We start from the raw sequence: 20,334 nt of genomic DNA on the forward strand, positions 1-20,334 counted from the left end.
GTCGGATCGGGAGATTCTATCACGCGAGCCGCCGCCGGTCATGCAACTTACGGCGTGGATTGTACGCCGACCGCCGTCGACGTCGTGCGTCTTTGCGGCCGCCTGGGGAGGAGGATGCGAAAGCAGCTCCCCTGGCCGGGCCGGCTATCCACCTCGATCCGTCCCCCGTGGCCGGTGATGATCCCATGGCTGATCGCCAGGCCGAGGCCCGTCCCTTCCCCCACGGGCTTGGTGGTGAAGAACGGGTCGAAGAGCCGCTCGATGTGTTCCGAGGGGATGCCCGGCCCGTTGTCTCGCACTTCGATCCGGATCCAGGGGCCGGACGGAGCGGCCTCGATTTCGATCCGGCCGCCTTCCTTGCGGCCGGTCGCCTCGATGGCCTGGAGGGCGTTGATCAGCAGGTTGAGCAGCACCTGGACGATCTGATCGGGGACGCACTCGATCTTCGGCACGTCGCCGATCCGCACGGCGACCTCGACGCGCTCGTGCTTGAGGCGACCGCGCATCATCTCGAGCGCGCCCTCGGTCAGCTCGGAGAGCGGGACGGATTGCCATTCCGGCGGCGTGGTCCGCGCCAGGCCTCGCATCTTCCCCACGATCGACGCCACGCGCTGGACGCCGGCGCGAGTCCGTTCCACCATGGGCTCGAGATTGTCCCGGAGGTAGGCCCAGTCGATCTCTTCGGCCAGGTCGTCGATCCTCGAGATGACCTGGCTGTCGGCCGCGGAGATCGCCCCGCGAGCCGACTCGTAGAGCCGGATCATCTCCTGCAGCCCTTTCACCTCGCGCTGGAGGACCGCCAGGTTGTTGAGGATATAGGCCAGCGGGTTGTTGATCTCGTGGGCGATCCCCGCGCTCAGGATGCCGATCGAGGCGAGCTTGTCGGTGTGGGCGAGCATCGCCCGCATCCGTTGCCGCTCGGTCTGGTCGCGGATCGAGCCCAGGAACTGCGGCCGGCCGTCGACCTCGACGCGGCTCAGCGACAGCTCCAGGGGGAATTCCGTCCCGTCGCTGCGACGGCCCATCAGCTCGACAGTGCGGCCCACGTTGGCCGACAGGAGGCCGGCTTGGCCGTCGCCGTCGGGCTCGGGGGCCGAGGTCTCCGCCCCGTCCGGGCTCGCCGCGAGGCCCGGGATCAGGTCCACCAGCGGCTCCCCCACCACGTCCAGGCGGTCGTGGCCGAACATCGTCGCGGCCGCCGGATTGAAGAGCGAGATCCGGCCCTCCTCGTCGGCCACGACGATCCCGTCCAGGCTGGCCTCGGCGAGCTGCCGGTAGCGCGACTCGGATTCCGACAGGGCGCGGTTCTTACGCTCCATCTCCTGCGCGTTCCGCATCTGGGCCGCGGCGAAATCGCGTCGGGTTCGCTCCAGCGCCTTCCGCTCGGTGATGTCCCGGAACATCGAGAGGATCGCCGTCTGGTGGTCGATCCGCACGGTCGAGCTCGTCACCTCCACCGGGATCAGGCGCCCGGACTTGGTGCGATGGAGGCCCTCGCAGCTCAGCTCCCCCTCCCGGAGCTGGCGTCGGAGCCGCTCCTCGAAGCCGGCGGCGAAGTCCGGGCTGTCGATCTCGCTGGTCGTCATCCCCAGCAGCTCGTCGCGGGTGTACCCCAGGATCCGGCAGGCCGCCGGGTTGACATCCAGGATCCGGCCGTGCTGATCGTGGAGGAACACCGCGTCGTGGATGCCGTCGAAGAGGATCCGCGCCCGACGCTCGGAATCGATGAGTCGGGCCTCCGCCTCCTTCCTCTTGGAGATGTCCTGGATCGCGAACCGCAGCCCCGTGACCCGGCCCTCCGAATCGCGGGCGGCACTCTCCTGGATCTCGAGCACGATCCGCCGCCCGTCCCTGGTCCGGAAGGCCTCCTCGTGGGGGAGCAGGGGGCAATCTCCGACGAGCTTCTCGTCGAGCGATGCCTCCACCGCCGTCCGGGAGGATGGTTCCATCAGGTCCAGGACCGACAGGCCCGTCGGCCGATCGCCGTCGTATCCGAGGATCTCGCAGGCCGTCCGATTGATGTTGAGGATCCGCAGCCGTCCGTCGATCTCGATGTAGCCGACGGGCGCGCCGTCGTAGAGCTCGCGATACTGCGCCGCGGAGACGCGCAGGGCCTCCTCCGCGCGGAGCCGATCGGTGATATCCGTGGCGAAGCAATAGACCCCGACAGCCCGCCCCTCGTCATCCCGGAAGACATCGGCCATGACCTCGACGCGGACGGGGACGCCGTCGCGGCGGCGATACTCCTTGAGGATCCGCTGGTTCTTCCCCGTCTCGACGATCGCCTCGTGCTGGTGCCGCGTCACCTCTTCCGGCTGGGAGGCGGTGATATCGGTCACTCGCATCCCCAGGAGCTGGCCCGCTGGGTAGCCGAGGAGCTCCTCGAACGCCCGATTCGAGTGGATGATCCGCTGCTCGAGGTCGGCCACGGCGAACGGCTGCGGGCTCGAGTCCAGCAACTGGCTGAGCGCCCGCGCGGGCAGGCTGCGTGGCGGCTCGGCGCCGCCGTCGCTCGCCATCCTCGTCGGGTGATCCGCTTGGGGAGAAGGAATCACGGGATTGGGTCCCCGCGGCGAGCCGACTGGTCGTCCGCCACAATCTCATTATATCCGCGGCGGGTCCGCGGGAAATCAGGCGGACCCTTGCTCAGTCCATGCCGTTCGAGATCACCTCTCCTCCGGCGCGGGTCGAGACGCCCTTCCAGATCGCCCGGTCGATCGTGTCGCGGACGAAGGAGGCGTGGCCGTCGCAGTAGAGCACGTCCACCCCCCCCGGATGCAGGCTGCGAGCCGCCTTCCAGCCGGGATTGTGATAGGTGATGCAGTCGGGCCGCGGGCCGTTGGGCGGCTCATGGTTGTTGAAGAGCGTGTTCAGGTAATTGCCGTCCCACCAGCCAGCCCCCTTGTTCAGGAGCCATCCGGCCGGCGCCGGGGCGCAGGCCCCGTCGGTCAGGGGTCCCGAGGAGACCCGGGCGAAGGCGCGGGCCTCCGGCGAGGGGACCGGCGTGGGCGTGGTCTGGGTGTATGGCCCGGCGATGCCCAGGAGCTGCTCCGAGACCCCGACGGTCCCGCTCGACCCGTCGACCAGGCTCGCCAGCGAGATCGCGCGGCCGAGGATGAAGACCCCGGGCGCGTCGGTCGCATCCCCGCCGTTCGAGCCGTCGCCCGTGCAGAAGACGTAATTCGTCGGCCCGGAGTCCTCCGCCGGGGCCGGTGCGCCGTCGCTCGGGCAAAGGAACCCCGCGACCCGCGTCGCCATCGCCGTCGTGTTGGCCGGATAGAACGGCCAGAATGCCGTCGCTCCGGACGGGCGATAGGCCAGGGGGAAATCGAAATTGATCGCGTGGAACAATGCGGCCTGCTCCAGATGCGGCGTCAACTGCGCGAGCGCCGACCAGCGGTATTGCAGGGGCGATGTCGTCGCCGGGACGCTGCCCGTTGGATACAGGAAACCGACCGGGAAGGTGCCCATCGAGGCGTGGTAGTTGTGCAGCGCCAGTCCGATCTGCTTCAGGTTGTTCGTGCACTGGGCCCGCCGCGCGGCCGCTCGGGCCGCCTGCACCGCCGGGAGCAGGATCGCGACGAGGGTTGCAATGATGGCGATGACCACCAGCAACTCGATCAGCGTGAAGCCGCGACGGCCAGTCCTGTCCGACATGGAGCACCTTCTCCAGGCCCTGGAACGCGGTCGGAGCATCGAGACTCGGTGTCCTTCTCCGGGCCGGGTCGAGCCGCGGCCACGACTCGGTCAAGACCTCCCCAACCGGGAGGCGACGATCCTCATGTGGTGCCGCTCGTGGCCGACGATCACGAAGGCGAGGGCACGGACGCTGATGGGACTGCCATTGGCGACGCCGATCCGCGTCCAGGCCCCGGCCGGCAGGTGGCGGAAGAAGGCCAGGTGCGATTTCCGGACGTTCTCGTACTCGTCGACCAGCGCGGCGAGGGGGATCGGATCGAATTCGGAATGGCTCATGTACAGGTTCTCATCGAAGCCGGGAAGCTCCGCGGGATCGTGGCGGGCGATTGCGTGTGCGCGGAACCCAAAGACACGCTCGCAGTCGACGATGTGCCCGAGCACCTGCTTGAGGCTCCAGGTATAGGGCTCGTGCCGCACCAGGGACTCGGCCTCGGACAGCCGCCGGAAGGTAGTCGTCGTGCCCTCGAGGCCGGCTTCCATGGCGGCGAGGACGTCGTCCTCGGAGACCAGGTCGATGTAGGCACCGGGGGGGGCGGAATACTCGTTGGGGCCGGGTCGGGAGGCGGTCGGCGGCATCGGGCTCGGTGCTCCTTCGGTACGGCGCTCTTCCGACGCGGCGGCGGGATTTACGGGATCCGGCCGGATCGAGGGCCGGCCGGGTGCTCGGTCAGGAGGAGGGGCGGACGATCCCCCGCCGTCGGGGCCTGGGGATCTCGCCCCGGACGAAGGCGCTGAGGTCCTCGGGGTCGTCCAGATTGAGCTCGAACGAGGCCCACTCGCCCGTGGACTCGTCCAGGATCGCCGCCTGAGTGGTCCCCGTGAGGGTCATCCCGGGATTGCACCACACCAGGTGGTCATTCTCGTTGGTGAAGCCGTGGTCGTCCCACTGGCCGATCCCGCCCACCGCGTCATGCAGGGCGCTCCGCACGGCGAAGACGGCGTTGAGCGCATCAGGGTGCTTGAGGATGGACTCGGGGTAGATGCGGATCGCGTAGATTGCCCGGATCGTCTCCAGGTAATCGCTCAGCCAGCGGACGGCGGACGGCGGGCCGCCCGACTCCAGGCTGTCGATGAACTCCGCGACCTCCTCCGCGCCCAATGTGTTCGGCGCGACCGGATTGCGCTCGACCGTGGCCCAGACACCGTGGAGATCGTGGATCTCCGGCCCGATGGCGAGGTAATTGCCAAGCGTGCCGGGATGGTCGACGGACCAGACCGCGCCGAAGGGGACGGCCCGCTGGAGAGTGGCCAGAGGAACCTCCCGATCGTTGATGGTCAACAGTCGGAGGTAATCACCCATCGGCCGGCTCCGTCACCAGGAATTCGAGGCGTCCCATCGAGCCTTGCTGGGCGTGCGGATGAACGGGAGCGGCGGGGGCGGCCCCGGTCGGTCCCTCGCTCGGAGGATGCGATCGAAACCCCATGCAAGACCAGGTTAGCATCGCCCCGACGAGCCCGCAAGGGGATGAGGAACACAAGAACATCACCGTACCCCGGGGCCCTCGTCCGAGCCTGCACGCCTCGACGCATCCAGCCCCCGAGCCCCGCATCGCGTCCAAGATTGTAAGAGAAAAAAATCACTTGCCAAGCGTCTGGAGAATCCGCCCGAGAATCGGGGGCCGGGCCGGGGGCCGCTCGAGGTCAATCCGGGCTATCATCCGTCGACCCGAGCCGCCATGATGGAGGGGCGTCCGCCGCGCGGGCCGGTCGCGGCGAGCGGACCCGCCCCGGCCGGACTGGAGGGGCCGGTCTCGTGAGTTTTGACTGCTACCTGCTCCCGTTCGCGACCGCGGACGGGCCCGCCAACATGGCCCTGGACGAAGCCCTCCTGGAGCGGGTCTGCGAGACGCCCCAGGTCGGCTACCTCCGCCTCTACGGTTGGTCGCCGGCGACCCTCAGCCTCGGCTACTTCCAGGACCTGGAGGATGTGGCGGCCGATCCCCGCTGGCGAGGGGCGCCGGTGGTCCGCCGGGCCACCGGCGGCGGAGCGATCTGGCACGACCGGGAGCTCACCTATGCCCTCGCCCTCCCGGCCGGCCACCCGGGGGCACTGCCTGGCCCGTGGCTCTACCGGGGCGTCCACGGGGCGATCGTCGCGGAGCTTCGGGCCCGCGGGCTGGACGCCCGATCGCGCGACGAGGCGGAGCCCGATCCGGCCCCGGCGCCCCCCGTTGTCGGGCGGCCTCATCGCCCCTTTTTGTGCTTTACCGATCGCGATCCGTCGGATATCGTGGCCGCATTGTCGAAGGTGGTCGGCAGCGCCCAGAGGAGACGATCCGGGGCGGTCTTGCAGCATGGGTCCATCCTCCTCAGCCGATCCGAGCGAACGCCCGAGTTGCCCGGAATCTGCGACCTGATCGACGCCGATGCCACCCCGGAAGCCTGGGTTGAGCCGATCACCCGGAGCATCGCGGCCGTGCTGGACCTCGCGATGATCCCGGCCGATGCCCCCCTCTCCGAGAGTCTCCATGACCGCGCGCGTGAGCTGGAGCAGGCCATCTACCGCGACGCATCCTGGACGGGCCGGCTGTCCCCGGCCGCTCGTCGTCGAGCCAGGGCCGTCGCCGACTGACCGGTTCCCCGGTCGCCGGCCCGAGATTCGGAAAATCTCGCGCTTGCACTCCGACTCGGGACCTTGGAAGTCCGAAACACTAAGTTACAATGCATCGAGCGCGGGCGCCCGGCTTCCGTATCTCGCCCGTCCTCGGCTCGAGGGTCCTCGCGGCCGGCCGCACATCGCCTCGCCGGGCGGTCGAGTCCCGGTAGGCGGTTCGACTTTTCCGTGGATGTGGATCGCACTGACGCCCATGTGTTGACGCTGGCCACCATCGTTGTTGACCGCAACGGTCAGGACGGTTCTCATGAAAGTGCAGCTAGTCGTGGTCCGGGGCAAGCCTGAAGGGAAGGTGATCCCGCTGGCCGGGCCCAAGTTCAAGATCGGCCGCGGTGAGACGTGCCATCTGAGGCCCACCAGCGAGCAGGTCAGCCGCGAGCACGCGGAGTTCGAGCTCCAGGGGGACACGCTGACCGTCCGCGACCTCGGGAGCCGCAACGGGACGCTCGTCAACGGCAAGGCACTGACCTCCGGCGCCTGCGCCCTCCACGATCGCGACCTCGTCCAGGTCGGCCCGCTCACCTTCGCGGTGGCGATCCAGGAGACCAAACCCGCCGCCAAGCCCGCCCCCACGGCCGCGGCCGCGAAGCCCGCCAAGCCGGCCTCCCCCGACGACATCTCGACCGACGACATCGACTCCTGGCTGCTCGGCGACCGCAGCGGCGACTCGGCCGACCAGGCCACGGCCGTCTACGGCGGCGACACTATCACCATCGCCGCCTTCAAGGATGCCCAGGTGCCCCCACCGGCACCCTCCAAGTCCGCCGTCGCCGCGGCGACCAATCGACCCCCCTCCGTGGCCGATGACTCCGAGTACGAACGCCAGTCCGAGGCCGTCGACGAGGCGGCCGAGGAGGAACCCGAGGAGGAGCAGCCCGAGGCCGACGAGGAGGCCCCCGAGGAGGCCGAGGAAGAGGCCGCGGAGTCGAACCCCGAGGAGGAGTTCGTCGATCCGTCCAACCCCTTCTACGTCGCCAAGAAGGCGCAGAAGGACAAGGACAAGGAACCCGCCAAGACATCGACCACCGGCGCGGCCAACCAGACCTTCAAGGACAGCAGCGACGCCGCCAACGAGATCCTCCGGAAGCTGATGGAGCGGCGACGCGCCTCCAAGTCCTGACGATCCCCGGCCGCGGGCCCCTCGACCGGCGCCGGTCGGGGCCCGGCCTCGACCCGCCGTCGCCTTCGCGAGGGACTCGACTCTTTCATGGTGAACGATGATCCCTCGCGTGCGATCGCCTCGACCGGCGAGATCCCGGCCTCGGCCCCCGAGAGCCTCGAGAGACTGATCGGGCGCCTCGAGCACCTGGTCGTCGGCCAGCGCACCCTGCTCGAGCGGCTGATCGTGGCCCTGCTCGCCGGCGGCCACGTCCTCATCGAGGGCGTCCCCGGCCTGGCCAAGACGCGGGCCGTCCGGGCCCTGGCCAATGCGCTCGACCTCCCCTTCCGCCGGATCCAGTTCACCCCGGACCTCCTCCCGGCCGACCTGACCGGGACGCAGATCTACCGCCCGGCCACCGGGACCTTCGACGTCCGCCCCGGGCCCATCGTCACGAGCGTTCTGCTCGCCGACGAGATCAATCGTGCGCCGGCCAAGGTCCAAAGTGCGCTCCTCGAGGCCATGCAGGAAGGGCAGATCACGGTCGGTGACGAGACCATCGTCCTGCCCGAGACGTTCTGGGTCCTCGCCACCCAGAACCCGATCGAACACGAGGGGACATACCCGCTCCCCGAGGCCCAGCTCGATCGGTTCCTCATGAAGCTGGTCGTCGGCTACCCCGACCGCGACTCCGAGCTGGCGATGCTCGAGCTGCCGGACGTCGCCGAGGCGAGCCACGTCGAATCGCGGACGAGCGACGAGCCGGCGATCTTCAGCCCCGCGCAGGTCCTCTCCTTCCGGAAGCTGACCGAGTCCGTGCGGGTCGCGCCCGCGATCAAGGAATACGTCGTCGACCTCGTGAGGGCCACCCGCGACCCCACCGCCTACGGCCTCGGCATCGCTCCGCTGCTCGAGCTGGGGGCCAGCCCGCGCGCCACGATCGCGCTGATCCGGGCCGCCAGGGCCCACGCGCTGCTCTGCCGCCGCGACTACGTCACCCCCCACGACGTCAAGAGCCTCGCCCGCGACATCATCCGCCACCGAATCCTGATCAGCTACGAGGCCGACGCGGAAGGCCTCTCGGCCGACGACATCCTCGGCCGGATCCTCGACCACATCCCGGTCCCGTGAGCCGACCCGCCACAGCGGCCTCTTGCCTTGTCGGAGCTTGATCTTCGGGTTGAGTTCAGGACGGGCCAGAATGCCTGTCCTCCGCCTGGCCTTGACTTCGGGGGACAGACATTCCTGTCTGTCCTTCACGCCGCTTGATCTTCGGGTCGAGTTCAGGACGGGCCAGAATGCCTGTCCTCCGCGTGGCCTTGACTTCGGGGGACAGACATTCCTGTCTGTCCTTCGACCTCAAATCCTGGACGTTGACAGGGCTCTATCCGAGCGCCCCCGCCCCCGCGACCGCCACCGGCTCCTCATCCGCCTGAACGGTATCCGCATATCGTCCGACCGGACGCCGGCGGAGCCACGCCCAGTAGAGCAGGCCGCCGGCGAACAGGACGGTGCTGATGTTCTGCGAGATCGTGAACCCGGCGAAGAAGTCCCCCTCGTCACTCCTCAGGTACTCGATCAGGAACCGCGTGATCGGATAGGTCAGCATCAGCAGGCCGAGGACCTCGCCGTCCCGGCGCCGGAGCGGATAATAGGCCGTCAACAGGGCGAAGATCACGAGCGCGTCGAAGGCCGAGTAGAGCTGGGTCGGATGCAGGGGCAGCGACCAGGACGAGGCGGCCGGGATCAGCTTCTGGTCCACCTCGGAGGCCCAGGGGGGCGACGGCTTGGGGAACGAGACCGCCCACGGGAGATTGCAGACGTCCCCGAAGCAGCAGCCGTTGAGGAAGCAGCCGAGCCGGCCGAACCCGGTCCCGACCATGATCGAGGGCGCCAGCGCGTCCACGTAAGGTCGCAGCGGGAAGGGCCGGAACCACCGGTAGACGAAGAAGGCGAGCGTCCCGCCGAGGACCCCCCCGTAGAAGACGATCCCCCCCTTCCAGTACTGGAAGACCTCCATCAGGCTGTGGATGTGCACGCCCCAGTACTGGATGCAGTAGAAGAGCCGGGCCACCACCAGGCCGATGAAGAAGACCCAGAAGGCCATGTCCAGGACGACGTCCGGGTCCAGCTTCTCGCGCCGGCACCGCCAGGCGGCCAGCCAGGTGGAACCCACGAAGGCCAGCACCAGCATGGCCCCGTATCCGAAGACCGGCCAGCCCAGGAACGGGATCGTGAACAGGACCTGTCGCATCCTCCCGCCATCCTCCGGTGATGAGATGAGTCGAGCCGTGCCGAGGCGACTCAGCTCGCCTCCGCCGCGCGGTCAATTCAGCCCGGCTCGAGCATCGAGAAGAAGCTCGGGTCGCACGCCTGCGAGATCGGCGGGTATTCCACCCGCTCCATGACCTGGTTCTTCTGGTCGAGCGCCACGACCCGCGGCTGATAGCCCTCGATCTCGTCGGGCTCGAGCTCGGCGAACGCCATGACGATCACCCGGTCGCCCACGGCGCCCAGGCGGGCCATCGCGCCGTTGAGCTCGATCGACCCCGAGCCGCGACGCCCGGGCAGGACATAGGTCTGGGCCCGCAGGCCGGTCGCCACGTTGCTGACCAGGATCGCCTCGTAGGGGATCAGGCCCACGGCCTCCATCAGGTCGGGGTCGATGGTCAGGCTGCCGTGGTAATACAGGTCGCTCCGGGTCACCGTGGCGAGGTGGAGCTTGCTCTTGAGGACCGTGAGCCGCATGGGCAAGTTCACCTCATTCCGCGAGCAGGGCATTGTCGATGAGCCGGGTCGTCCCGACCCGCGCCGCGACCAGCGCGACGGCACGTCGAGACGCATCGATCGAGACCAGCGGCTCGAGCGAATCGGCGTCGGCCACCTCCGCGTAATCGAGGCTGGCCAGCCGTTCCAATGATATCGTCCGGTCAAGGATCTGTCGAACCCGGCCGGCCTCGCGCTCGCCCCCCCGGACCGCCGCTCGGGCCGCCTCCAGGGCCCGGTGCAGGACCGTCGCGGCCGCCCGCTCCTCCGGGCTCAGGTACCGGTTTCGACTGCTCATCGCCAGCCCGTCCGCCTCCCGGACCGTCGGCTCCGTGACGATCTCCACCGGCACGTGCAGGTCCCCAACCATCCGCCGGATCAACAATTGTTGCTGAAAATCCTTCTGGCCGAAGACGGCCAGGTCCGGCCTCACGATCTCGAACAGGGCCAGGACCACGGTCGCCACCCCGCGGAAGTGGGTCGGCCGCACCGCGCCTTCCAGGACGTGCGAGATCCCGGGGACCTCCACGAACGTCGCCGCCTTGCCGCGCGGATAGATGATCTCGTCGGTGGGCGTGAACACGACCGAGGCCCCGGCCCGTTGGGCCACCTCCAGGTCGCGGTCGAGCGTCCTCGGGTACTTCGCCAGGTCCTCGGTCGGGCCGAACTGGGTCGGATTCACGAAGATCGAGACCACCACGCGATCGGCGACCTCCCGGCATCGCTCGATCAGCCGGGCATGCCCCGCATGCAACGCGCCCATGGTCGGCACGAACCCGACCCGCAGCCCCGCGGACGAACCCCGCGCCCGCGCCACGGCCTCGCGGATGCCCTCCACGGTCTGGACCACCTCGAGATCGATCGAACCCGCCGCCATCCCCGCCTCCCTCCACGCCCCTCGCCGGTGCCGGCCGCCTCGCGAGTGCCCTGTCACGGCCTGGTTTTCGAGTTCGAATCCGGGACAGGCCGAAATGCCTGTCCTCCGAGATCTCCGCCTCCAGGCCCGGGGGACAGACATTCCTGTCTGTCGGCCTGCCCCGGGGGACAGACATTCCTGTCTGTCATCCAGGCCCAGGGGACAGACATTCCTGCCTGTCGGCCTGGCCGGGGGAACGGATATTCCTGTCTGTCGGCCTGGCCGGAGGAACGGATATTCCTGTCTGTCGGCCTGGCCGGGGGACAGACATTCCTGTCTGTCGGGCTGGTTTTTGGGATCGAGACAGGACAGGCAGGAATGCCTGTCCTCCGGGATCGCCGACGGGCATGGCTGTCTGTCCTGCAATCCGAAACCCTGGTGTGGACGGATCACGAGGCCTCTCTCGGCCCAAGTCGATGCGGGCAGCCCGGATTGTTCAGGCAGCTCTCGTCGATGACGAGATCCCCGAGGATCTCGCCCCCCAGGATGGTCTTCTCGACGATCCTCGGCACGTCCTCGGGCGTGACCCGTCCGTACCAGATCCCGGTCGGATAGACGACCACGACCGGGCCGTGCTCGCACTGGTCGAGGCAGCCGGCGTGATTGGCCCGGGTCGTCGCGCCCACCCCGCGCCGCTTCAGCTCGACCTTGAAGGCATCCTTGAGCGTCTGCTTGCCGTCGGGGGCGCAAGAGCCGCGCTTGTGCCCCGGCTCCCGCGTGTTGCCGCAGACGAAGATGTGGTGCGTGAATGAAGCCATGAGCCGTCGCCATGTCGGTAAGGCACCGTCCCCAGGTTCGCCCCGGAGCCGTGGTCCGCGCCGCGCCCCAACGATAGCAGAGCCGGCCAGGTCCCGGCAGACCACTTGCGGGCCGCTCCCGGCCCAACGGCCATCCCCACGGCCCCTCCCTCTCGCCGTCCACCCGCCCCCGCAAATTGGCTTTGTTCGTCGCGCCACAGTCCCCGGCGCGTCGATCGTAAGTTCTGATTGGAAAAGGATTTTGATGCGGTTTCGCGATTGGCTTTGATGGCACCCTCTTCGATCGCGAGGGCTCACCCTGACCCCCCTTGCATGCACGAGAGGTCCCCGGGTGGCCGTGGTGGAACACCACGGGATCGCCGCGTCCCTTACGCCGAGCTGGTCCGACGCCACGGCCCGCCCTCCGCGGTGTCCCACCACGGCCACCCGGGGGCTCGCACCCGGCAGAAGGCGCCGGAGCCCGGGGTCGTCACGCCGGGCCGTGCCGGCTGGCAAGCCCCCCAAGGTCACGTCACCACGTCTCGGGACGGTGCCGCTATGATGGCATCGATCCGGGTCGACGATCCTCGTCTCGACCACGCGGCGCCCACCCGAGGCGAGCGAAAGCCGGCCCACGTCTGGGTGGCCGTGCTGGAGCGAAGCGACTCCACGGGATCGCCTTCGCCCCGGGATGGCCTGCCCGCGTCGAACGCCCGTGGGCCGAGCGCTCGCTTCGCCCACCCCCAGCCCCCCGAGGCAAATTGGCTTTGTTCGTCGCGCCGTAGTCCCCGGCGCGTCGACCGTAAGTCCTGATTGATCATGGACTTCAACGCGATTTTTCGATTGGCTTTGATGGCGTGATTCTGGCGTTTCCGGCGTGGTCGCGACCCTCTCTCCGCGTCCGTTCCGGGTCGCGTCCCAACCCCGGCCGTCCTCGGCTCCGCCCCGAAGCCGGCAGAGCTCCTCGAGGATCTCCCTCAACTCCCGCTTCATCGCCGCGATCTCCCGCCGCCGTTCCGCGTGCGCGGCCTCGGCGTCGAGGACGTCCCCGGCTCGTCCCCGCCCCGTTGCTGGTTCGGTCCCCGGTCGTCCGTCTCGCCCGTCCCCCTGAACCTGGGCTTCGGTCGTCATCGTCGGAAGCCTCCGCGTCGGGATGTCATGCCCTGAGGTCGATCGATCGAAACACGGAGCGCGCGCAGTCGCCCGCGTCCTCGCGCCGCGTCTACTCAATACAATCCCGAAAAGTCGCCGGCCAGTTTCAGGAATCCCGAAAATCGAGGTCGAGAGCAGCAAGTCGGCCGAGGACCTCGGCGCCGGCTTCAGCTCGGTGCGTCGACGGACCCGAGGCGGACGGCGCCGGGATCATGGCCGCCGTCACTTCGGTGGCTTCCCCGACGACGGCACCGGCGTCGGGCGGTCAAGTGGATCATCGGCCGGAGTCTGCCGGCCCTCGATCAAAATCGTTCACGAGCCCGGCGGACGGACTCGTGCAGGGCCTTCTCTCGCCGCTCGCTCGGCGGCAGGTCGGTCAGGTATCGGGCGACGCGGATGCCGCTCGGGTCGACCTGAGGCCGCACGTCATGATCGTCCGACTTGTCGGCTGAACCGAGCACCGCCGAGCCCCCGATGGTTTCGGGAAGGTTCGAAAGGAGTTCCGGCTACAAGGTCCGAACCCTCTAAAACCGGCACTTCCTCCCGCCTTACCAATTTTCCCATTTTAAGTTCGTGGCCAATGATCCCTACGCGTGGCCAATGATCCCTACGTGGTCGATGATCCATATTTTAAGTTCGTGGCCAATGATCCTCCCGGGTCCCAGCCCCGAGCCTTGATCCCGTTTGAGGCCAGAAGGCCAACGTCTCGCCTGTGGCCGCATCCGTAATCGAAGACAGAGAAGTCGGGTGCGATCAGCCCGTCACGCATGGCACATTTGACGGGCAGTGAGTGGTCGTGGCGGTGCTGTGCCGTTCGGTGCCTTGGGATTACCGGCCGGATCTGGTCCATGGCAAGTCGCACCACCGGCCTGAGCCTGCGAGGCTAGATGAACGCCTCATCGGCCAGTCTGCGCAGGCTGTGAACTGTGGGAATGATCATTTCTAGGGCTCGGCGAACCTCTTTGAGCGTCGTCGGCTTGCCGAAACTGAATCGAACGGAGGACTTCTGTCTTGGCACCGGCAGACCTAACGCCTTGAGTACGTGACTGGGCTCGATCGAAGCCGCAGTGCATGCGGAGCCAGTACTGGCAGCGATGCCGTCTAAGGCCAACAACAGACTCTCGGCATCGACCCCAACGAAAGACATGTTGGAGATGTTCGGCAGCCGAGGGCTATCAACCCCGTTCACGAACGTGTCTGGGATCTCGGCAAGCAGCGTCGATTCAAAGTCATCCCGCAAGCCCCGAACTCTCTCGGCATCCTCGGTCATCTCGCTGACGGCGATTTCGCAGGCCACGCCAAGCCCAACGATTGCGGGCACGTTAAGGGTGCCGCTACGCATCCCTCGCTCGTGACCACCGCCATCGATGATCGGCGTAAGTATCTTCGTTCCGGCTTCACGACGGAAAATCAACGCCCCTATCCCTTTCGGCCCGTATAGTTTGTGCCCCGAAACGCTCATCAGCGTCAGCCCGAGCTCTCGCGCGTTGATCGGGATCTTACCTGCCGCTTGGCTCGCGTCGGTGTGGATGGCGATTCCGGCCTTACCGCAGATAGCGCCGATCTCCCGTAGGGGAGTCAGGGTACCCAATTCGTTATTGGCTGCCATCAGGGTGACCAAGACTGTCTCTGGACGAATTGCCTTCTCGACGACACTCGGATCGATCTGGCCGTTGGCGTCCACTTCGAGCAACGTGACATCGACCCCTTCCCGCCGCAGCGAATCTAGGGGGTCAAGAACTGCCTTATGCTCGATTCTCTGACTGACTATGTGGGGAGAGCGTCTTCCGGCCGAGCGGACGAAGCCCTTGATGGCGAGGTTGTTGGCTTCAGTTGCGCCGCTCGTCCAAATGACATCACGACTGAAACAACCCACCAAGTCGCTTACTTGCTCTCTGGCTCGTTCTACGGCCTCAGCAGCTGCACGCCCCATTCGGTGGAGGCTAGCGGCGTTTCCAAAAGCTGTACGAAAACAAGGGAGCATGGCGTCAAGCACGCGCTCATCGACTGGCGTCGTGGCGGCGTAGTCCAGGTAGATCGGATGTTCGAGGACTTCAGTCTGCATTGCGCACGCCACCGTAAAGGCAGAGTATCGGAGAGCTTCCGGGACCAACTTGCTCGGCGGAAATTTGAGTTGTAAACTGTTAAACGAGAATCGGTTCGGAATTCCTGTGCCGGCTTTCTCGGTTGCTCCTAGCAGTCGGATAGTATGGATTACGAAGGCCTCGCGAGCCGAAGAAATTCTTTATAGATTCGCCCGGCCAAGTTGGAGGCTCTTGATGAAGGTAGCGACCGCAAGGACAAGCGAAACAGCCCTTTACGCGATGGCTGATGTCAGCACGCTCCCAGACCGACTCCGGGAGATTCGGCGAACCATCCGAGAAGAGTACCTGCAATCCCATGATAAACCATGGATATTAGGTTTCTCTGGGGGGAAAGACAGTACGCTCCTTCTACAGGTGGTGATCGAATCGATCCTGACGATTTCGCCCGATCAGCGCACTCGATCGGTCTACGTCCTTTCCAACGACACGCTCGTCGAATCCCCAGTTTACCAATCGCAAGTGGTTAAAACACTGGCGCTGATCAGTGAGGGCGTCTCGGCCCTGGGGCTCCCCATCGAGGTCGTCCAGACCCATCCCGAAGAGGATTGGACCTTTTGGGTCAACCTCCTTGGGCGGGGCTACCCCGCTCCGAACCGGAATTTTCGCTGGTGCACCGACCGAATGAAGATTCGGCCGACTACCCGATTCATCCGGGAAAAGGCGAGCGCCAGTGGCGAGGTCATCCTACTCCTCGGTGTACGGAAGGCCGAGTCAATCGCAAGAGCCAAACGGCTCGAAGGATACGAGGCGAAAGCGACGGAAGGCAGGCTCAGCCCGCACAACGATGTAAAGGGTTGCTTGATCTTCCGACCCATCATCGAGTTGACGAATGACGATGTTTGGCACATCCTCCTAAATGTCCGGGCCCCGTGGGGCGGCAACCATCGCGAACTGGTGACCCTTTACCGGAACGCTCAAGGCGGGGAATGCCCATTCGTGATGAGCGAGGCGGACTCGCCCTCCTGCGGCAGCACTTCGGCGCGATTCGGCTGCTGGACCTGCACCGTCGTCGACAAGGACGGATCACTTACCGGGCTCATCGACGCTGGGTTTGAATACCTGGAGCCGCTGTCGGCCTTTCGCGAGCGCATCAAGGCCGTGTCCGAGTCTCCTGAGCACCGGAGTAAGGTTCGCAGAAACGGGCAGCCTGGCCTCGGACCGCTCACGCTGGAAGCCCGGCGAATGCTCCTTGACGAGCTGGTCGCAATGCAGGCGCAGACCGGGCTTGATTTGATCACCGACCATGAGGTCAGGCTCATCAAGGACTGGTGGGGCCGGGATGAGACGACGGCCGTTCTGAGGGATATGGACCGGCTGAATCAGCTCGCGGCACCACGATCGGAGATACCATGAGGACGCCCGCCTGCTTTGAGGATCGCGACACTCGCGCGATCATTGATGACTTGTGCCGTCGCAACAACATAGACACCCAGCTCATCGTCGAGCTTTGTGAGGTTGTCGAGAAGTTCTCCGGCTCCGGCCGCAAAGAAGGTCTCGCCAGTGATATATCAACTTGTATTGATTCGTATCTGACCCGATCCGGCTCGGCCAAGAAGTGACATGTATCTGTCCAAAGTCCATCTCACAAACTGGCGTAGTTACGGCGATGCCGAGTTTCGGTTCCAGAAGCCGAGCGGCCGTCGCCCCCTCGTGCTCGTCGGGGCGATGAACGGGCACGGCAAGACCAGCCTGCTTTTCTCGCTGTACGTCGGTCTGTTTGGGAGGTTCGGCCTGCGACACGCGGAGGGGTTCACTCACACAGACGGCGAGGACGCACCACGGTATCGAGAGGCGATCCGACGGTTTCGCCGCTCGACTTCGACGTCGGATGAGCCTACTTCTGTCGAACTCGTCTTCACCCCGACCGCGAAAGAGGAAGGGTCGGAGATCAGAATCATTCGACGCTGGTTCTTCTCGTCTTTCGGGTCGCCTAAAAGCGGTGACGCATTCGAGACGCTCGAACTGTATCTCGACGACAAGCCACAGAAACTCCACACCGGTCTCGACGCCGCGATCCCCCGACTAGAGAGGTTCCTCTTTCGCGCCGACGTGATGCCCGCTTTCTTCTTCGACGGCGAGCAGGCCCAGACGCTCATCAACAACTCTGGCCAGGACGGCATGAAGAAGGCGGTGGAAGTGCTCTTCGGCACCCGGGTTGTTGAAGAGGCGCTCGACGCCACCAAACAGTTTATCCAGCTCTCACATTCGAAGCTGGGCGGAAAGAAGAACGCCGACTCCCAGCAAGTGCAGTTGGATGAGAAGATACAAGTCCGCGATGCTCTCGAGTCCGAGATCGTCGACCTGGAAAAGACGATCCGCTCTCTGGAGAAGAAACGCGAATCCCTGGAAACCGACCAGAGGCACAACCAGGAAGCGCTGTCGAAGCTCGGCGGCGAGCGAAGGGATGACTTGGTTCAGATCCACGCGGCGGTGGACCGCGCGGAGACTGAGAAGCGGAACGCCGAGAAGTCCCTCACGGAATCAGCCCGCAAGATGGGCATCGCTTTGGCGCTTTCACGCCTGGCGACCTCCGTCGCGAACCGTCTGAATGCCGAGGCTGCCCGTGAGCGATGGGAGAATGTCCGGGACGGCACGATCCAGCGTAGCGACGAGGTCCTCCAACTCGCCCTCCCCGAGCCGCACTCGTCAGATCCTATCCTGCATGATCTGGATGCTGGGAATTGGTCGCGGCTCCGGGATCGTTTCAAAGCGGCGATCGAGCGCATCTACATCCCGCCCCCCAATGATTGCGCCGCGGAGTACATCCTGGGCCACGTCAGAGGAGAGAGCCGCGACCGGCTGATGATGCAGCTCAATGTGGCAAAGGGCCAGAGCGTCGCCGACATTCGGGGGCGTGCCAAAAGGCTAACGGATGCCAGGCAGCAGTTAGAGGACGCGGTCTGGCGGCGGGAGCGGATCGGGACCCTGCCGGAAGAGGTCGAGAAGATCAGCGAGAAGCTCAGCGAGATCGGCGAGCAGATCTCGGAAACGAGCCGCCAGCTGGGTGCCGCCGAGAACGAAGTTAAGAAGCGGCGGGCCGAACTGCGTGATTTGAACGCTGAGATTGGCCGATTTCAGGAGTTGCTCGCCAAACTTGGACCTGAGCAGAAGCGGATCGCGGTCGCCGAAAGGGCACGAACCGTCCTCTCGTCTTTGAGTGAACAATTACGCCCGATCACAGTCGAGCGATTGCAGGACTCGGTGACGTCGCACTTCGTTCGGATCGCCGACAAGCGGTATCAAAAGGGAAAAATCGTCTTCCCTGAGAGCGGGGCGCCTGTTTTGCGCCGCCCCAATGCTCCCGATGCCCTAATCGAGATGATGAGTGGCTTCGAACGCCGCTCTTTCGGCATCGCTTTTTCCCTCGCTCTCGCGGAAATCACTCAGAAACGCGTTCCGCTCGTGATCGACACCCCTTTGGGCAATGCTGACCAGGGATACCGCCGCCGACTGCTCAAGGCTCTCATGAACGTAGACCTCGATCAGGTGATAATCCTGACGCACGACGCGGAAGTTGCCGGCTCCGTTTTTGAGGAGATCGAGGGGCAGGTAAGGCAGTACTTCCTCGTCGAGTTCGACCAGAACAAGCAGGAATCGGTCGTCTATCCGGACAGGTACTTTGACGGGATCGGCAGATGAACCTGGATTTTAAGGAACAGATCTGGAAGGGCGGGTTCAGGCCGACCCTGCAAGCTGAATCGTTTGAGGACAGGATACGCGCCAAGCTGGGCCTTACCGCGAAGTACGAATCGGCGAGGCTGTCTATCGGACGGTCTCTTTGCGATTCGGCCCCGCCGGAGCCCGTCAGGCCGACCGATGAACGCGGGAAGCCGATCGCGGGAGAGTATCTCTTTGGCGATGAGATCGACCTCTGGATGTCTATCATCGCGATCGACGGCCAGCTCGGCGAGAGTGCCACTCCCGACGATTTCCGCACCCTGCTCGAAGCACATTGGCTAAGGGGAGCGAGACTGCTGCAGGGGGAGTTTGAGGAGTGCGGGGAAGATGAGGTTCGCTTCATCACCCGCCTGGCCCAACTGCTACCAAGCTCGTTCGGAGCGAAGGCGAGCGCAGGGTTTGCCCCAGGGGTGTCTGGCGAGATCAGCCTGAAGGTGGGGAGCGTGTCGAGGACCTTCCCGGGCGAGGTTCCGGTAACTTTCTCGATCAACTCACCCGGGAAGGCGCCTCATATCGCCCTCATGGGCAAGAACGGAAGCGGGAAGACCACGACCGGCGTCCAGATCGCCGTCGAGATTGCGAGTACGGCTCGCATCCCACTTCTCTTCATTGACCCCAAGGGCGAGTTCGTCTCCGGCGTGGGTGCTGTTGGTGCCCTCGGAGCGGGGCTCCCCTCCATGCAGGCTGTCGAGGTCGGGATGGAATCCATCCCACTCGACTTCCTTCCCGACCCGGACGTCGGCAACGCCAGTATCACTCAGGCGGCAATGCAGTTCAGGGACTCAATCGCCTTGTGCTGCAACCACCCGGGCGACATCCAACTCGACATCCTTCGGACAGCGGTCGAGAAGGTCATCCGTCACGAGCGAAAGAGGGACCTGTCCGCGGTCCGAGAGGCTTACAAGCGGGAACTCGATCAAGCCGGAAAGAAGCACGATAGCATCCTGAGCCGACTCAACGAGCTGACGCAGCTCCAAGTCTTCGCCGCATCTTCGACCCCGTCCGAATTCTTCGGCCAGAGCTGGGTCCTTAGCCTGAAGACGGTCGCGACGGAGGAGCTAAAGAAACTTGTCATCCTCCTAATCCTCGACTCGCTTCGTACCTTCATGCTCTCGCAACAGGAATCCCCGGTCGTCGAAGGGTACAGGACGCTGAGGCACCTGCTCGTGATCGACGAGGCCCGGAGAATCCTGGCGAACAAGCGATATCAGTCGCTGGTCGACCTCGTGCGGCAAGGCCGCTCGAAGGGCGAGGTTGTCATGCTTCTCTCGCAAGATCCCAGCGATTTCGATGGTCAGGCGGACTCTTTCATGACGCAATTAGGTACTGTGATTGCGTTTGCGTGCGTACAAACGCAGAGGGGACTTCGGTCTCTTCAAGGTACCTTCGGTAGGCGGTTGCAGCCGAATGAGTTCGCCGATACATTCCTGCCGCCTGGGGTTGCGTTCGCGAAGCTGCCAGGGCGGGAGCCGGAGCGGATTATGTGCTGGTCTGCAGAGCGCGAGAAAGCTTGAGTATCATAAACCGGATTCACGCGTGAAATTTCGATAGATCAAGATCGCCGTCAA

General features: G+C 65.6%; 17 protein-coding genes. 7 read left to right on the forward strand and 10 right to left on the reverse strand.

Annotated features, from left to right (window positions below):
* Positions 1-47: 47 nt before the first annotated feature.
* The 4 genes from G6O54_RS14675 to G6O54_RS14690 form a co-directional block, all read right to left on the reverse strand.
* Positions 48-2,519 (reverse strand): PAS domain S-box protein, encoded by a 2,472-nt coding sequence (locus tag G6O54_RS14675; protein ID WP_165226395.1) that lies wholly within the window; start codon positions 2,517-2,519, stop codon positions 48-50.
* A gap of 127 nt (positions 2,520-2,646) precedes the next feature.
* Entirely contained in the window at positions 2,647-3,657 is a 1,011-nt protein-coding gene (locus G6O54_RS14680) for a DUF1559 family PulG-like putative transporter (protein WP_165226396.1), read from the reverse strand.
* A gap of 90 nt (positions 3,658-3,747) precedes the next feature.
* Positions 3,748-4,275, reverse strand: coding sequence for a DinB family protein (locus tag G6O54_RS14685; protein ID WP_165226397.1), 528 nt, complete (start codon positions 4,273-4,275; stop codon positions 3,748-3,750).
* A gap of 91 nt (positions 4,276-4,366) precedes the next feature.
* A complete protein-coding gene (locus tag G6O54_RS14690) occupies positions 4,367-4,999 on the reverse strand; it encodes a hypothetical protein (protein ID WP_165226398.1) in 633 nt (210 codons plus the stop codon).
* Positions 5,000-5,452: 453 nt separating this feature from the next.
* On the opposite strand from G6O54_RS14690, the gene G6O54_RS14695 reads away from it, so the two are divergent.
* From G6O54_RS14695 to G6O54_RS14705, 3 genes are all read left to right on the forward strand, one after another.
* Entirely contained in the window at positions 5,453-6,271 is an 819-nt protein-coding gene (locus G6O54_RS14695; protein WP_165226399.1) for a lipoate--protein ligase family protein, read from the forward strand.
* A gap of 289 nt (positions 6,272-6,560) precedes the next feature.
* A complete protein-coding gene (locus G6O54_RS38355) occupies positions 6,561-7,433 on the forward strand; it encodes an FHA domain-containing protein (RefSeq protein ID WP_165226400.1) in 873 nt (290 codons plus the stop codon).
* Positions 7,434-7,520: 87 nt separating this feature from the next.
* Positions 7,521-8,543 carry an AAA family ATPase gene (locus tag G6O54_RS14705; protein WP_165226401.1) on the forward strand — a complete coding sequence of 341 codons (1,023 nt, stop codon included), beginning with the start codon at positions 7,521-7,523 and terminating at the stop codon, positions 8,541-8,543.
* 253 nt (positions 8,544-8,796) lie between these two features.
* On the opposite strand, the gene lgt is transcribed toward G6O54_RS14705, so the two are convergent.
* From lgt to G6O54_RS14735, 6 genes are all read right to left on the reverse strand, one after another.
* On the reverse strand, positions 8,797-9,666 hold the full coding sequence (gene lgt, locus G6O54_RS14710; RefSeq protein ID WP_165226402.1) for a prolipoprotein diacylglyceryl transferase: 870 nt from the start codon (positions 9,664-9,666) through the stop codon (positions 8,797-8,799).
* Between the two features lie 77 nt (positions 9,667-9,743).
* Positions 9,744-10,160 carry an aspartate 1-decarboxylase gene (gene panD / locus G6O54_RS14715; RefSeq protein ID WP_165226403.1) on the reverse strand — a complete coding sequence of 139 codons (417 nt, stop codon included), beginning with the start codon at positions 10,158-10,160 and terminating at the stop codon, positions 9,744-9,746.
* A 13-nt stretch (positions 10,161-10,173) separates the two neighbouring features.
* Positions 10,174-11,055: a pantoate--beta-alanine ligase gene (gene panC / locus G6O54_RS14720; protein ID WP_165226404.1), complete on the reverse strand. Its 882-nt coding sequence runs from the start codon at positions 11,053-11,055 to the stop codon at positions 10,174-10,176.
* Positions 11,056-11,483: 428 nt separating this feature from the next.
* On the reverse strand, positions 11,484-11,852 hold the full coding sequence (locus G6O54_RS14725; RefSeq protein ID WP_165226405.1) for a (2Fe-2S) ferredoxin domain-containing protein: 369 nt from the start codon (positions 11,850-11,852) through the stop codon (positions 11,484-11,486).
* Positions 11,853-13,285: 1,433 nt separating this feature from the next.
* Positions 13,286-13,444, reverse strand: a complete 159-nt coding sequence (locus G6O54_RS14730; protein ID WP_165226406.1) for a hypothetical protein — start codon at positions 13,442-13,444, stop codon at positions 13,286-13,288.
* A 422-nt stretch (positions 13,445-13,866) separates the two neighbouring features.
* Complete coding sequence (locus G6O54_RS14735; protein WP_165226407.1) at positions 13,867-15,048, reverse strand: cysteine desulfurase family protein; 1,182 nt, start codon at positions 15,046-15,048, stop codon at positions 13,867-13,869.
* Between the two features lie 214 nt (positions 15,049-15,262).
* Between G6O54_RS14735 and dndC the strand changes: the two genes are divergently transcribed.
* From dndC to G6O54_RS14755, 4 genes are read left to right on the forward strand one after another with little or no spacing between them, the layout of a single operon-like run.
* The gene (dndC, locus tag G6O54_RS14740; protein ID WP_165226408.1) at positions 15,263-16,441 is read left to right on the forward strand and encodes a DNA phosphorothioation system sulfurtransferase DndC; all 1,179 of its coding nucleotides are present in this window, start codon (positions 15,263-15,265) and stop codon (positions 16,439-16,441) included.
* Entirely contained in the window at positions 16,438-16,647 is a 210-nt protein-coding gene (locus tag G6O54_RS14745) for a hypothetical protein (protein WP_165226409.1), read from the forward strand. Before dndC ends, G6O54_RS14745 begins: the two co-directional genes overlap by 4 nt.
* 1 nt (position 16,648) lies before the next feature.
* Complete coding sequence (locus tag G6O54_RS14750; RefSeq protein ID WP_165226410.1) at positions 16,649-18,727, forward strand: AAA family ATPase; 2,079 nt, start codon at positions 16,649-16,651, stop codon at positions 18,725-18,727.
* Positions 18,724-20,280, forward strand: a complete 1,557-nt coding sequence (locus G6O54_RS14755; RefSeq protein WP_165226411.1) for an ATP-binding protein — start codon at positions 18,724-18,726, stop codon at positions 20,278-20,280. Before G6O54_RS14750 ends, G6O54_RS14755 begins: the two co-directional genes overlap by 4 nt.
* Positions 20,281-20,334 lie beyond the last annotated feature (54 nt).

Source organism: Aquisphaera insulae (assembly GCF_011064615.1).
In the GTDB taxonomy this organism is placed as follows: Bacteria; Planctomycetota; Planctomycetia; order Isosphaerales; family Isosphaeraceae; genus Aquisphaera; species Aquisphaera insulae.